The sequence below is a fragment of the Kocuria marina genome (genome assembly GCA_014652975.1).
GTDB classification, from domain to species: domain Bacteria; phylum Actinomycetota; class Actinomycetes; order Actinomycetales; family Micrococcaceae; genus Kocuria; species Kocuria marina.
In genome coordinates, this window is record BMZV01000002.1 from 241,384 (window position 1) to 255,149 (window position 13,766).

Sequence of the window (13,766 nt, forward strand, 5' to 3'; positions counted from 1 at the left end):
GCCCTTGGGAACCAGTGGAACGCCCCCGTCCGGGCAAACCGGGGACGGGGGCGTTCCTGCAGTCAGCGGCAGAAAATCAGCGCAGTTCGGATGCCGAGGCCTGCAGCGTGGCGAGCCACTGCTCGCTCGTGGCCAGGTCCTTCTCGAGGGACGCGGCCCTCTTGGTGTTGCCACCCGCACGGGCGGCCTCGAGGGCAGCGCGCTGATCGGCGATCTTGTTCTCCAGCTGGGACAGCATGGAGTTGGAGCGCGCCTTGGTCTCGGGGTCGGTGCGCCGCCAGCGGTCGTCCTCGGCCTTCTTCACGGCGTCCTCCACGGCGCGCAGTTCGTTCTCCACGCGGCGCATGTGGGCGCGCGGGACCTTACCGGCCTCCTCCCAGCGCTGCTGGACGGACGCGAGCTGCTTCTTGGCGGCGTCGAGGTCCTTGACGGGCAGGATCTGCTTGGCCTCGGCGAGCAGTTGCTCCTTGACCGTGAGGTTGCCCGCGTACTCCTGATCGATCCGCTCGTTCGCGGCGGTGCGCGCGGAGAAGAACGCGTCCTGGGCGGCGCGGAACCGGGCCCACAAGGCGTCGTCCTCCTTGCGGGACGCGCGCGGGGCCTCCTTCCACCGGTCCATGAGCTCCCGGTACTTCCCGGCGGTCTCACCCCACTCGGTGGACGAGGACAGCGCCTCGGCCTCCTTGATCAGGCCCTCCTTGACGCGCTTGGCCTTGGCGTTGGTCTCGTCCAGAGACGAGAAGAAGGCCTTACGGTGCCGGTCGAACGTGGTGCGGGCCTTGCGGAAGCGTTTCCACAGGGCGTCCTCGTCCGATTTGGGCAGGCGTCCGCCCGAGCGCTGGTGGTCCTGCCACTGCGAGAACAGCTCCGCCATGCGCGCGGACGAGTGCTTCCACTGCGTCTTGGCGGGATCCTGCGCGGCGACCTCCTCGGCGGCCTCCACGATCGCGGTGCGGTGCGCGAGCTGCTGCGCCTTGGCGGCCTTGGTCTCCTCGCGTTCGCGGTTCAGGGCCACCTTGATCGCGTCCTCGAGGGTATCCAGGCGCGTGGAGAGATCCGTGAGATCGCCCACCATGGTGTGCGCGTCCACCTGCTCGCGCACATGGTCCACGGTCTTGCGCATGTCACCGGCGGGTGCCTTGGCGGCGATGCGCTGTTCAAGCAGCGCGACCTGCGCCTCGGCGTCGTCGAACTTGCGTGCGAAGTACGCGAGCGCCTCGTCCGGCGTGGCGTCCGGGAACTGCCCGCACGCGTACTCGGTGCCCTGCACGCTCACGTACACGGTGCCGTTCTCGTCCGCGCGGCCGAAGGCCCGAGCGCGTTCCACGGAATCGGCCGGGGCGAGCGCGGCGTGGGTGCCCTCCGCGGGACGTGGCTGAGCCGCCGCCGGTGCGGGCGCGGGTGCCGCGCTCGGGGTGGGTTTGGGGGTCGACGGCGCCGCGGGCTTGGGCGCGGACGCCGCGGGGGTGGCCGGTCCCGGGACGGGACGGCGGTCGTCGGATTCAGGACGTTCTGTCACCGCTACAACTCTTTCTGCACGACCCCGCCGGTGCTGCCCGCAGCTGCGGGCGTCGCGGTGGGGTTTCCCATGGTGGACACCGGCCATCCTATCGAGCCGCGCGGCTTAGACTGGCAGCTGACACCGTCCGCGCTCGCGCATGCCCCGGTTCCGGGGGTTGCTCGTACGACGACGCCTCGCGACCCGGGGCTTCCACGGCGCACAGGCCGAGCCCCGGACCGCCCGAGACCCACTACCGAGGAGTTCCCACCCATGGCCCGCACCACGTCTCTGTCCGGTTTCCCCGAATGGCTCCCGGAGGAACGGATCGTGGAGCAACACGTGCTGGACTCCCTGCGCAGGACCTTCGAACTCCACGGCTTCTCCTCGATCGAGACGCGCGCGGTGGAGACCGTGGAGCAGTTGCTGCGCAAGGGTGAGATCGACAAGGAGGTCTACGGGGTCTCCCGGCTGCAACAGGACGAGGACTCCTCGCGCGAGGACGCGCTGGCGCTGCACTTCGACCTGACCGTGCCGTTCGCCCGCTACGTCGTGGAGAACAGTGGCTACCTCACGTTCCCGTTCCGCCGCTACCAGATCCAGAAGGTGTGGCGCGGCGAGCGCCCCCAGGAGGGCCGGGCGCGCGAGTTCACCCAGGCGGACATCGATGTGGTGGGGGACGGCACGCTCGCGTTCCGCTACGACGTGGAGCTCGCGCTCGTGATGATCGAGGCGCTGTCCGAGCTGCCCATCCCGCCGTTCGTGCTGCGGGTCAACAACCGCAAGCTCGCCGAGGGTTTCTACCGCGGTGTGGGTCTCACGGACGCCCCCGCGGTGCTGCGTGAGATCGACAAGCTCGAGAAGATCGGCGCCGAGCAGGTCTCCCGGAATCTCCAGGACACGGTGGGTGCCACGCCCGAGCAGGCGGAGGCCGCGCTGTCCCTCGCGGCGATCCGCACCGAGGACACGTCCTTCGTGGAGCGCGTGCGGGAACTCGGTGTGAGCAACAACCTGCTGGACGAAGGCCTGAACGAACTCGCCGAGGTCGTGGGGGAGGCCTCCCGCCGCGCCCCCGGCAAGGTCGTGGCGGACCTGTCCATCGCCCGCGGTCTGGACTACTACACAGGCACCGTGTACGAGACGGTCCTCGTGGGTCACGAACAGCTCGGTTCCGTGTGCTCGGGCGGTCGCTACGAGTCCCTCGCGTCCTCCGGGAAGAAGACTTACCCCGGTGTGGGCCTGTCGATCGGTGTGACCCGGTTGGTCACCCGAATCCTGTCCCGCTCCATGGCCCAGGCCTCCCGTTCGGTGCCCTCCGCGGTGCTCGTGGCCCTGAACGACGACGCATCATGGTCCGCCGCGCAGGACGTCGCCGGGCAGTTGCGCGCTCGCGGGATCGCGACCGAGGTGGCCGCCACGGCCCAGAAGTTTGGCAAGCAGATCCGCTACGCCGAGCGCCGCGGCATCCCGTTCGTGTGGTTCTCCTCGGTGGCCGAGGACGGGAGCCCGACCCACGAGGTCAAGGACATCCGCTCGGGCGAGCAGGTGGCCGCGGACCCCGCATCGTGGCAGCCGCCCGCCGAGGACCTGCACGCCACGGTGCTGCGCGCGGCCACCACGGACGACTGACGCCGGCTCTGTCCTCCGAGAGGCGTGCCCGCGCGCGACGGCCGTGCGCTCGCGGCGTCGGCTTGTAGACTCGCGGGGACGGGAGCACGCCCTGCTCCGGGGCGCCCGATCCGGTGCGGCTCCGCGGGCACTCGGTGCGACGCGCTCCGCCGGCCCGCGATCCCGACCATCCCATTGATTGAAAAGGTGAATGCACTTGTTGCGAACGCATGAACTCGGCACGTTGACCGTCGAGAACATTGGACAGACCGTCACGCTGGCGGGCTGGGTCGGCCGGCGCCGCGACCACGGCGGCGTGGCGTTCGTGGACCTGCGTGACGCCTCCGGCGTGGCGCAGGTCGTGGTGCGTGACGAGGAGCAGTTCCACCAGCTGCGCAATGAGTACGTCCTGCAGGTCACGGGCACCGTGGAGCGCCGCCCCGAGGGCAACGAGAACCCCAACCTGCCCTCCGGTGAGGTCGAGGTCATGGTGGATGAGCTCACCGTGCTCAACACCGCGGCACCCCTGCCGTTCCAGATCGACGAGCACGTGGAGGTGGGCGAGGAAGCCCGCCTGAAGTACCGCTACCTGGACCTGCGCCGCCCGGAGCCCGCCCGCATCATGCGGCTGCGTTCCGAGGTCAACCGGGTGGCCCGCACCCTGCTGCACGAGCAGGGCTTCACCGAGGTGGAGACCCCCACCCTCACCCGTTCCACTCCCGAGGGTGCGCGTGACTTCGTGGTGCCGGCACGGCTGTCCCCGGGCTCCTGGTATGCGCTGCCGCAGTCCCCGCAGCTGTTCAAACAGCTGCTGCAGGTGGGCGGGATCGAGAAGTACTTCCAGATCGCCCGCTGCTACCGGGACGAGGACTTCCGCGCGGACCGCCAACCCGAGTTCACCCAGCTGGACGTTGAGGCCTCCTTCGTGGAGGAGGACGATGTCATCGCCCTGGGCGAGCAGATCGTGAAGTCCCTGTGGGCTCTGATCGGCGTGGACGTCTCGACCCCCATCCCGCGCATGACCTACGCCCAGGCCATGGCCGACTACGGCTCCGACAAGCCGGACCTGCGCTTCGACCTGAAGCTCACGGAGCTCACCGAGTACTTCAAGGACACCCCGTTCCGCGTGTTCCAGGCCCCGTACGTGGGTGCCGTGGTCATGCCAGGCGGTGCATCCCAGCCCCGCCGCCAGCTCGACGCGTGGCAGGAGTGGGCCAAGCAGCGCGGCGCCAAGGGCCTCGCCTACGTGCTGTTCAAGGAGGACGGCGAGATCGCCGGGCCGGTGGCCAAGAACATCTCGGAGGAGGAGAAGGCCGGACTCGCGGAGGCCGTGGGCGCGAAGCCCGGCGACTGCGTGTTCTTCGCCGCGGGCGGGGCCAAGACCTCCCGCGCGCTGCTCGGTGCCGCGCGCGTGGAGATCGGCCACCGCGTGGGCCTGATCGACGAGAATGACTGGGCCTTCGTGTGGATCGTGGACGCGCCGCTGTTCGAGCCCGCGTCCGAGGCGGTCGAGTCCGGCGACGTTGCCGTGGGCTCCGGTGCGTGGACGGCCGTGCACCACGCGTTCACGTCCCCCAAGCCCGAGTTCATGGACACCTTCGACACGGACCCCGGCTCCGCGCTGGCCTACGCGTACGACATCGTGTGCAACGGCAACGAGATCGGCGGCGGTTCCATCCGCATCCACCGCCGGGACGTGCAGGACCGCGTGTTCCGCGTGATGGGGCTCAGTGAGGAGGACGCCCGGGAGAAGTTCGGCTTCCTGCTGGACGCCTTCCAGTTCGGCGCGCCCCCGCACGGCGGCATCGCCTTCGGCTGGGACCGCGTGGTCGCGCTGCTCGCGGGCACCGAGTCCATCCGGGACGTCATCGCGTTCCCCAAGACCGGCAACGGCTACGACCCCCTGACCGCCGCGCCTGCGCCTATCACGGCGCAGCAGCGCAAGGAAGCCGGCGTGGACGCCAAGCCCGAGCCCAAGAAGGCCGAGGCGCCGCGCGAGGCAGCCTCCGCCGACAAGGGCGGCGACGCGAAGTAACGCCATCGACACGTGACACCGTTGCTACTCGCTGCGGGGCCGCCGATCCGGGATGTCACCCCGAGGTCGGCGGCCCCGCAGCCTTCGTGCGCGGTCCGGTTGCGTGACCCGCCGCGCTCGCGGGACGACCGGTTCCACTCCCGGGGCAACCCGTTTCCCCATGGGACGGGCCGTGTCAGCAGTGGGACGGTGCCGGGGTGCGAGTGTGATGGACTGGCGTCATGAGAATCGTGCTACAGGTGGCGTCGCGGGCCAGTGTCACCGTGGGGGAACGGGGCACGGGCGAGATCACCGGCCCCGGGCTCGTCGCACTCGTGGGGGTCACCCACTCGGACACCCCGGAGATCGCCGCGCAGCTCGCGGCCAAGATCGCCGGGCTGCGCATCCTGCCGGGAGAGACCTCGTGCGAGGATCGCTCGGCCCCGGTGCTCGTGGTCAGCCAGTTCACGCTGTACGGGGACGTGCGGAGGGGGCGCCGACCGTCGTGGTCCCGCGCCGCCCCCGGGGACGTGAGCGAACCCCTCTTCGACGCCTTCGTGGCGGCGCTACGTGAGCGCGGTCTGCCGGTGGAAACCGGGGAGTTCGGTGCGCACATGGAGGTCTCGCTCGTCAACGACGGGCCCGTGACCCTCGTGGTGGACAGCGACGAGCTGCAGCGCCCGCGTCGCGGCTGAACCCGCGGCGGCCCGTGCGTGTCCGAGGCGGGCAGTAGGGTCGAGGCGTGAGCGATGCATTGTTCGACGTCCCGGATCCCCTGAGCGAGGACGGGTCCGGCCCATCCGCCCACGCGAGGGATCGGACCCCGTCCCGCGCGCGCTCCCGCGCACCGCTCGCCGTGCGCATGCGCCCCCGCACCCTGGACGAGGTCGTGGGCCAGAAGCACCTGTTGCGCACCGGCTCGCCCCTGCGCGGACTGACCGCTGGGCGCTCGGGACCGACCGCGGCGTCGTCGGTCATCCTGTGGGGCCCGCCGGGCACGGGCAAGACGACGATCGCGCACGTGATCGCGCGCGGCCACGACACCACCTTCGTGGAGCTGTCCGCCGTCACGGCCGGGGTCAAGGACGTGCGGCGCGTCATGGACGAGGCGCTGACCGCGCGCGACCTGCACGGGCGGACCACGGTGCTGTTCCTCGACGAGATCCACCGGTTCACCAAGGCGCAGCAGGACGCGCTGTTGCCCGGGGTCGAGAACGGGTGGGTGGTCCTCGTGGCCGCCACGACCGAGAACCCCTCGTTCTCCGTGATCGCACCGCTGCTCTCGCGCTCCCTGCTGCTGACCCTGCAACCGCTCGAGCGCCCGGACATCGGGGAGTTGCTCGACCGCGCGGTGACCGACCCGCGCGGGCTGGACGGTGCCGTCGTCCTGAGTCCGGAGGCGCGCGAGCACCTGCTGGACGTCTCCGGGGGAGACGCGCGCAAGGCGCTCACGTCTCTCGAGGCGGCTGCGGCGGTCGCGCTCTCCCACGCGGCGGCGTTGGACGACGACGCCGATGGCGCCGCGCGTTCCGGGGCCGAGGGCCCGGGCACGGAGGGTTCGGGAGCCGAGGTATCGGACGACGGCGCGGCCGAGCCCGGGGCAGCGGGCGAAACCCCCGATGCATCGGTCGTGACCGTGACGCTGGAGCACGCGCAGGAGGCCGTCAACCGCGCGGCGGTGCGCTACGACAAGCAGGGCGATCAGCACTACGACGTCGTGAGCGCGTTTATCAAATCGATCCGCGGCTCGGACGTGGACGCCGCGATGCATTACCTGGCCCGGATGATCGAGGCCGGGGAGGACCCCCGGTTCATCGCGCGCCGGTTGATCATCAGCGCGTCGGAAGACATCGGTCTCGCTGACCCCGCGGCGCTGCAGACCGCGGTCGCGGCCGCCCAGGCCGTGCAGTTGATCGGGATGCCCGAGGGGCGGATCCCGCTCGCCGAGGCCGTCGCACATCTGGCCACCGCGCCCAAGTCGAACGCCGCGTACCTGGCCATCGACGAGGCCATCGCGGACGTCCGCGCCGGACGTGCCGGGCCCGTGCCCCCGCACCTGCGGGACTCGCACTACCCGGGCGCGAACGAGCTCGGCCACGGCGCGGGCTATGTCTACGCCCACGACACGCCCAACGCGGTGGCCACCCAGCAGTACCCGCCGGACGAGCTCGTGGGGAAGGACTACTACCGGCCCACGGGGTACGGCCACGAACGGGACCTGGCGCAGCGCGTGATCCGGTTGCGCGACATCGTGCGCGGCGACACCCGGCCGTAGGGCGCGGCTACGACGGTGCGTGGTCAGGGCCGTGCTCCCGCGCCGTCCACGTGGTCCAGCACATCCTTGGCGGTCAGGTCGTCGATCACCAGGTCCGTCACCGCCCCCGACCGCAGCGCACCCACGATGCCGCGCACCTTATGCCGCCCGGACACCACGCACACACGGCGGGGGATCCTGGCGAGATCCGCGGGGGTGGGTCCGGAGGCCCGCCGGTTCAGCTCGATGTCCGAGTAACTGCCGTCCTCGCGGATGAAGACGGTGCAGATGTCCCCGACGACGCGGTGCGCGTTCAGACTGCGCAGCTCGGACGAGCTGAGGTGACCCTCCGTGTAGACCTGGGACAGCACCGGGCCGTGGAAGGCCCCCACGCTGAACACCGCCAGGTCAACACTCGCCCGGGCCGCGAGGATGCGGCGGACCGAGGATTCCTGCCAGAGCAGCGTCCGGGTCTGTTCCCAGTCGAAGAAAGCGGGGGTCGGGAACGGGTACAGCTCGGCGTTAAAGGCCTGCGCCAACGTCGAGAGCAGTGGGGCGGACGTATCCGTGCCGGCCGTCCGCGGCCCGGCGGCCCCGTTGAGCTGCACCACCGAGACGTCCTGGGTGTTGGTGTGGCGCACGTGAGAGGCGATCGCGGAGGTCGTGGTGCCCCACGCGACCCCCAGGGACGTCCCGTCCTGGACCCACGACGCGAGTAGTTGTGCGGTGTAGCGCGAGACCGCGTCGAGTCGTTGGCCGCTATGCGACGCCCGCTGGGTCCCCGCGATGTGCGCCGTGACCCGGAACGTGTCGTGGATGCGACGGGACAGCCGGTCCGTGGGTGTGTCGGGTGGGCGCAGGGTGATCGTCACGATGCCCCTGGCTTTCGCATCCGCCAGCATGCGCGAGACCGTGGACCGTGAGACCCCCAGCCGCTCGGCCACGGCACCCATGGTCATGTCCTGCACGAAGTACAGTTCCGCGGCTTGGTAGAGCAGTGAATCGTCGTGCATCGCCCCTCACCTCCCGTGCACACATGTGCAAATAGGTTGAGCATACGTGCATCGGCGCGACATGGTAGTGTGCACCGCTACGAAATGGGATGTACGTCACATCCCAGTGCGTAGCGTGGTCCGCAAGAACTGCGGGCCACACCGCATCCACACCGACATTGAGTGAGGAAGATACTGTGACTGCCACCCAATTGAATTCCGAGACCCGTCAGGCCGCGCTCCGTGAAATGAGCGAAGGGGCCGAGTTGGACGTCCTGGTGATCGGCGGTGGCATCACGGGCGCCGGCATCGCGCTGGACGCGGCCACGCGAGGGCTGCGCACCGGCATCGTGGAGGCCCAGGACTGGGCGGGAGGGACGTCCCGCTGGTCGTCCAAGCTGGTCCACGGTGGCCTGCGCTACCTGCAACAGTTCGACTTCAAGCTCGTCACGGAGGCGCTGCACGAACGGGAGCGCCTGCTCTACACGCTGGCTCCCCACCTGGTGAAGCCCGTCCCCTTCCTCTACCCGATCCTGCACCGGTTCTGGGAGCGCCCGTACGTGACGGCGGGCGTCGGTCTCTACGACACCCTGGCCCACGTGGGCTCCAAGGTCGCGTCCATGCCCTTCCACCGTCAGCTCTCGCAGCGCGGCGTGAAGGAGGCGTTCCCCAGCATCAAGCCGGGCGTCATGGTGGGCGCCGTCAAGTACTGGGACGGTCGCGTGGACGATGCCCGTCTGGTGCTGACGCTCATCCGCACGGCCGTGGGCTACGGCGCCCTGGCCGCGACCCGCACGCGAGTCACGGAACTCCTCAAGAACGACGACGGCGCCGTCGTGGGCGCGCGCGTCACGGACCTGGAGGCCGGCACGCAGCACGAGATCCGCGCCCGCAAGGTCATCGCGGCCACCGGCGTGTGGACCGAGGAGACCCAGGACATGGCCCACACGGACGGGGGCCTCAAGGTGCTCGCATCCAAGGGCATCCACATCGTGGTGCCCCGGGACAGGATCCGCGGTGAGGTGGGCCTGATCCTGCAGACCGAGAAATCGGTGCTGTTCGTGATCCCGTGGGAGCACTACTGGATCATCGGCACCACGGACACCCCCTACGAGCAGGACATCTCGGCCCCCGTGGCCACGGCCGCGGACATCGACTACGTACTCGAACACGCGAACGTGGTCCTGGACGAGCCCCTGACCCGGGACGACGTCATGGGCACCTACGCGGGTCTGCGGCCGTTGCTGCAGCCGGGCGTCAAGGAGGGCACGGAAACCGCGTCCACCAAGATCTCCCGCGAGCACACGGTCGCGGAGGCGACGCCGGGGCTGATCTCGATCGCCGGCGGCAAGTTGACCACCTACCGCATCATGGCCCAGGACGCCGTGGACTTCGCACTCGGCAAGGAGCGCGCCAAGATCCTGCCCTCGGTCACCGACCGGACGCTGCTCCACGGTGCCAACGGGTACGTTCCCATGACCCGGCAGGCGGACCGGATCGGCGCACGCCACGGCTGGAGCGACGACATGGTCGACCACCTGTTGAACCGCTACGGATCGGCCATCACGGAGATCGAGGACCTCGTGGCGGAGCAGGAAGATCTGGCCCGGCCGCTCGCGGCGGCGCCCGCCTACCTGCGGGCCGAGGTGGTCCAGGCGGCGCGGCACGAGGGTGTCCTGCACGTCTCGGACGTCTTCGAGACCCGGACCCGGATGTCCTACGACCAGCCTGATCACGGTCTGGCCGCGGTCGAGGAGGTCGCCGATCTGCTCGCCGCCGAACTGGGCTGGGACGACGCCCGTAAGGAGCAGGAGATCCAGGCCTACCGCGCCGTGTGCGCCGCCGAGGACGCCGCCGCGCAGACCACGGACGACGCCTCCGCGGCGGCCGCGCGCAGCGCAGCCCCCTCGCTCAACACTCTGTGACGTAGGCGGGCGTCCCATTCCCGCCGACACCGCTTCCCGGTGGCTCATGCCATGGGGAGGCGGTGTGTCCAAATCACCCAACAACGACACGATCTGCAAGGAGTCAATCCATGACCACTTTGAACGCGATGCTGCCCATGGAGGCGGCGGAAGTGGTGCCCCTGGGCACGGTGTTCTGGTCCGAAGTCCTGGGCACCGCACTGCTGACCCTTCTGGGTGTCGGTGTCGTGGCCAACCACCTCCTGGGCAAGACCAAGGGCAATGCCGGCGGCTGGTTGCTCATCAGCTTCGGGTGGGGTCTCGCCGTGTTCGCCGGCGTGTACGTCGCCTGGCAATCGGGCGCCCACCTCAACCCCGCCGTGACGGTCGGCATCTGGGCCTCCGGAGCCGATGTCTACGCGCCGGGGGTGGCCATCACCGCCGCGTCGACCGTGGTCTACCTGGCCGCCGAGTTCCTGGGTGCCTTCCTGGGTGCCGTTGTTTGCTGGATCGCGTACAAGCAGCACTACGACGAGCCGCTGGACCCGGCCGCCAAGCTGGGCACGTTCTCCACCGGACCGGAGATCCGCTCCGCGGGGTGGAACGTGCTGACCGAGGTGATCGCCACGTTCGTCCTGGTCTTCGTCATCCTCATGTTCGGCGGGACCCCCTCCGGCCTGGGCCCCCTGGCCGTGGCGCTGCTCGTGGTCGGGATCGGTGCGAGCCTCGGCGGCCCCACCGGCTACGCGATCAACCCCGCGCGTGACCTGGGCCCTCGCGTCGCCCACGCGATCCTCCCGATCCGAGGTAAGGGTGATAGCGACTGGGGCTACGCGTGGGTCCCGATCGTGGGTCCCATCCTCGGCGCGCTGCTCGCCGGCGGTGTCTTCCAGTTGTTCCCGGGTGCGGCTTTCTGATCCCCTGAACGCATCCCCATCGATTTCCGCCCCTCGACCCAAGGAGTGAGCACCATGAGCAAATCAAACACCACCAAGACCGCCCGAGGTACCAGGACCACAGGTTCTGGTGATCCCCAGTACGTGATGGCCATCGATCAGGGCACCACGAGCACCCGCGCCATTGTCTTCGACCATTCCGGCACCATCATGGGTGTGGGCCAGTACGAGCACCAGCAGATCTTCCCTCGCGCCGGGTGGGTCGAACACGATGCACAGGAGATCTGGCGCAACACCCGCCGTTGCGTCGCGGACGCGCTCGCAGAGACCGAGCTGACCAAGGACGATCTCGCCGCGGTGGGTATCACCAACCAGCGCGAGACCACTGTGGTGTGGGACAAGAACACAGGCGAGCCCGTGTATAACGCGATCGTGTGGCAGGACACTCGCACGCAGGAGATCGTAGACGAACTCGCCAAGGACGGCGGGGAGGAACGCTTCCGCGAGCTCACGGGTCTGCCCCTGGCCAGCTACTTCGCCGGTCCCAAGGTCAAGTGGATCTTGGACAACGTGGAGGGCGCCCGTGAGCGCGCCGAGGCCGGGGACCTGCTCTTCGGTACGACCGACAGCTGGCTCGTGTGGAACTTGACCGGCGGCTCCGAGGACGGGGTGCACGTCACGGACGTGACGAACGCGTCCCGGACCCTGCTCATGAACATCGACACCCTCGAATGGAACGAGGAGTTGTGCGAGACCGTGGGCGTGCCCATGTCCATGCTCCCGGAGATCCGGTGCAGCAGCGAGGTCTACGGCAAGGGCCGCGCCCGCGGGTTCCTCAAGCAGGTCCCGATCGCTGGCATCCTGGGTGACCAGCAGGCGGCCATGTTCGGCCAGACGTGTTTCGAACCCGGCATGGGCAAGAACACCTACGGCACCGGCAGTTTCCTGCTCATGAACGTGGGGGAGACCCCGGTGCGTTCCGAGCACGGATTGATCACCACCGTGTGCTACCAGATCGAGGGCGAGAAGCCGGTCTACGCGCTGGAGGGTTCCATCGCGGTCACGGGTTCGCTCGTGCAGTGGGTGCGGGACAACCTGGGGCTGATCCAGGACGCCAAGGAGATCGAGCCGCTCGCGCGCGCGGTCGAGGACAACGGCGGGGCGTACTTCGTCCCCGCGTTCTCGGGTCTGTTCGCACCGCACTGGCGTCCGGACGCCCGCGGCGCCCTGGTGGGGCTCACGCGTTACGTGCGCAAGGAGCACATCGCCCGTGCCGTGCTCGAGGCCACCGCGTACCAGTCCCGTGAGGTGGTCGAGGCCATGAACAAGGACTCCAAGCAGGACCTCACGGAGCTGCGCGTGGACGGTGGCATGACGGCCAACGAGCTGCTCATGCAGTTCCAGGCGGATCAGCTGGGTGTGCCCGTGATCCGGCCGAAGATCACTGAGACCACGGCCCTGGGTGCGGCGTACGCGGCCGGTCTCGCCGTGGGCTTCTGGGCGGACCTCGAGGAGATCTCCCGCAACTGGGCCGAGGAGAAGCGCTGGGACCCCCAGGGGGACCGTGAGCAGCAGGAGAAGCTGTTCCGCAACTGGGGCAAGGCCGTGACCAAGTCGTTCGACTGGGTGAACGAGGACGTGGACTGAATCGACTATAGTGGACGGTTGGCTGGCACGTCTCGTCGGCGCACTCCCGGGACCCGTGGCACCCTCACGATCCCGCGCGTGCCCGGCGGACGCTAGGTCCGTCGGATTGCGGCTGATCCGCACCTCTCCCGTGGGAACCGATTCCCGCGCCGGAGGCCAGTACCACCCAGAACGGAACGCGGGTCCATCCCGTACGCCGTCGAACCGCATGAAAGGCAAGTTGTGTCCAACAGCTCCAACAGTGTTCGTGTGCGCCGTCAGGTGCGCAAGTCCCGTGCCCTCGGCATCCCGCTGACGCCGAAGGCCGAGAAGTACTTCGAGCGCCGCCCGTACGCTCCCGGTGAGCACGGCCGGGCCCGCCGCAAGCAGGACTCCGACTACAAGGTCCGGCTGATGGAGAAGCAGCGGCTGCGCGCGCAGTACAACATCCGCGAGAAGCAGATGCACCGCGCGTACGTCGAGGCCAAGCGCGTCGAGGGTCAGACCGGTGAGAACCTCATCGCCCTGCTCGAGACCCGTCTTGACGCCCTTGTCCTGCGTGCCGGCTTCGTCCGCACGATGGCCGCCGCCCGCCAGGCCGTGGTGCACCGCCACATCATGGTGGACGGTCAGCGCGTGGACCGCCCCTCGTACCGCGTGCGCCCGGGCCAGACGGTCCACGTGCACCCGCGTTCCGAGAAGATGGTCCCGTTCCAGATCGCCGCGACCGGCGCCAACCAGGATGTCCTCCCGGACACCCCGGCCTACCTGGACGTCGCGATCGACCGTCTGCAGGCCAAGCTCACGCGCAAGCCGCAGCGTTCCGAGGTCCCCGTGACCTGCGAGGAACAGCTCGTGGTGGAGTACTACGCACGGATGGTCTGATCCTCCGTGCCCTCCGTCGCCCGTGTCACGGGTGACGAGCGAACAGCCCGCGGCCCTCGGCTGCGGGCTGTTCGCATCCCGGGGACGAC

10 protein-coding genes are annotated in these 13,766 nt (G+C 69.5%); 8 read left to right on the forward strand and 2 right to left on the reverse strand.

The window, feature by feature from the left end:
- Positions 1–76: 76 nt before the first annotated feature.
- Positions 77–1,327, reverse strand: coding sequence for a DUF349 domain-containing protein (locus IE157_RS06250; RefSeq protein ID WP_064845899.1), 1,251 nt, complete (start codon positions 1,325–1,327; stop codon positions 77–79).
- A 444-nt stretch (positions 1,328–1,771) separates the two neighbouring features.
- Between IE157_RS06250 and hisS the strand changes: the two genes are divergently transcribed.
- The 4 genes from hisS to IE157_RS06270 all read left to right on the forward strand — a co-directional run bounded on the left by hisS (position 1,772) and on the right by IE157_RS06270 (position 7,395).
- A complete protein-coding gene (gene hisS / locus IE157_RS06255; protein WP_064845898.1) occupies positions 1,772–3,127 on the forward strand; it encodes a histidine--tRNA ligase in 1,356 nt (451 codons plus the stop codon).
- A gap of 196 nt (positions 3,128–3,323) precedes the next feature.
- Positions 3,324–5,141 (forward strand): aspartate--tRNA ligase, encoded by a 1,818-nt coding sequence (gene aspS, locus IE157_RS06260; protein ID WP_064845913.1) that lies wholly within the window; start codon positions 3,324–3,326, stop codon positions 5,139–5,141.
- A 221-nt stretch (positions 5,142–5,362) separates the two neighbouring features.
- Entirely contained in the window at positions 5,363–5,815 is a 453-nt protein-coding gene (gene dtd / locus IE157_RS06265) for a D-aminoacyl-tRNA deacylase (RefSeq protein WP_098055907.1), read from the forward strand.
- 47 nt (positions 5,816–5,862) lie between these two features.
- On the forward strand, positions 5,863–7,395 hold the full coding sequence (locus IE157_RS06270) for a replication-associated recombination protein A (protein ID WP_207387827.1): 1,533 nt from the start codon (positions 5,863–5,865) through the stop codon (positions 7,393–7,395).
- Positions 7,396–7,418: 23 nt separating this feature from the next.
- On the opposite strand, the gene IE157_RS06275 is transcribed toward IE157_RS06270, so the two are convergent.
- Complete coding sequence (locus tag IE157_RS06275; RefSeq protein ID WP_098055910.1) at positions 7,419–8,387, reverse strand: sugar-binding transcriptional regulator; 969 nt, start codon at positions 8,385–8,387, stop codon at positions 7,419–7,421.
- A 176-nt stretch (positions 8,388–8,563) separates the two neighbouring features.
- On the opposite strand from IE157_RS06275, the gene IE157_RS06280 reads away from it, so the two are divergent.
- The 4 genes from IE157_RS06280 to rpsD all read left to right on the forward strand — a co-directional run bounded on the left by IE157_RS06280 (position 8,564) and on the right by rpsD (position 13,677).
- On the forward strand, positions 8,564–10,291 hold the full coding sequence (locus tag IE157_RS06280; protein WP_064845894.1) for a glycerol-3-phosphate dehydrogenase/oxidase: 1,728 nt from the start codon (positions 8,564–8,566) through the stop codon (positions 10,289–10,291).
- Positions 10,292–10,401: 110 nt separating this feature from the next.
- On the forward strand, positions 10,402–11,187 hold the full coding sequence (locus tag IE157_RS06285) for an MIP/aquaporin family protein (RefSeq protein WP_193519461.1): 786 nt from the start codon (positions 10,402–10,404) through the stop codon (positions 11,185–11,187).
- Positions 11,188–11,313: 126 nt separating this feature from the next.
- On the forward strand, positions 11,314–12,813 hold the full coding sequence (glpK, locus tag IE157_RS06290) for a glycerol kinase GlpK (RefSeq protein ID WP_193519638.1): 1,500 nt from the start codon (positions 11,314–11,316) through the stop codon (positions 12,811–12,813).
- 222 nt (positions 12,814–13,035) lie between these two features.
- Entirely contained in the window at positions 13,036–13,677 is a 642-nt protein-coding gene (gene rpsD / locus IE157_RS06295; RefSeq protein ID WP_064845892.1) for a 30S ribosomal protein S4, read from the forward strand.
- Positions 13,678–13,766 lie beyond the last annotated feature (89 nt).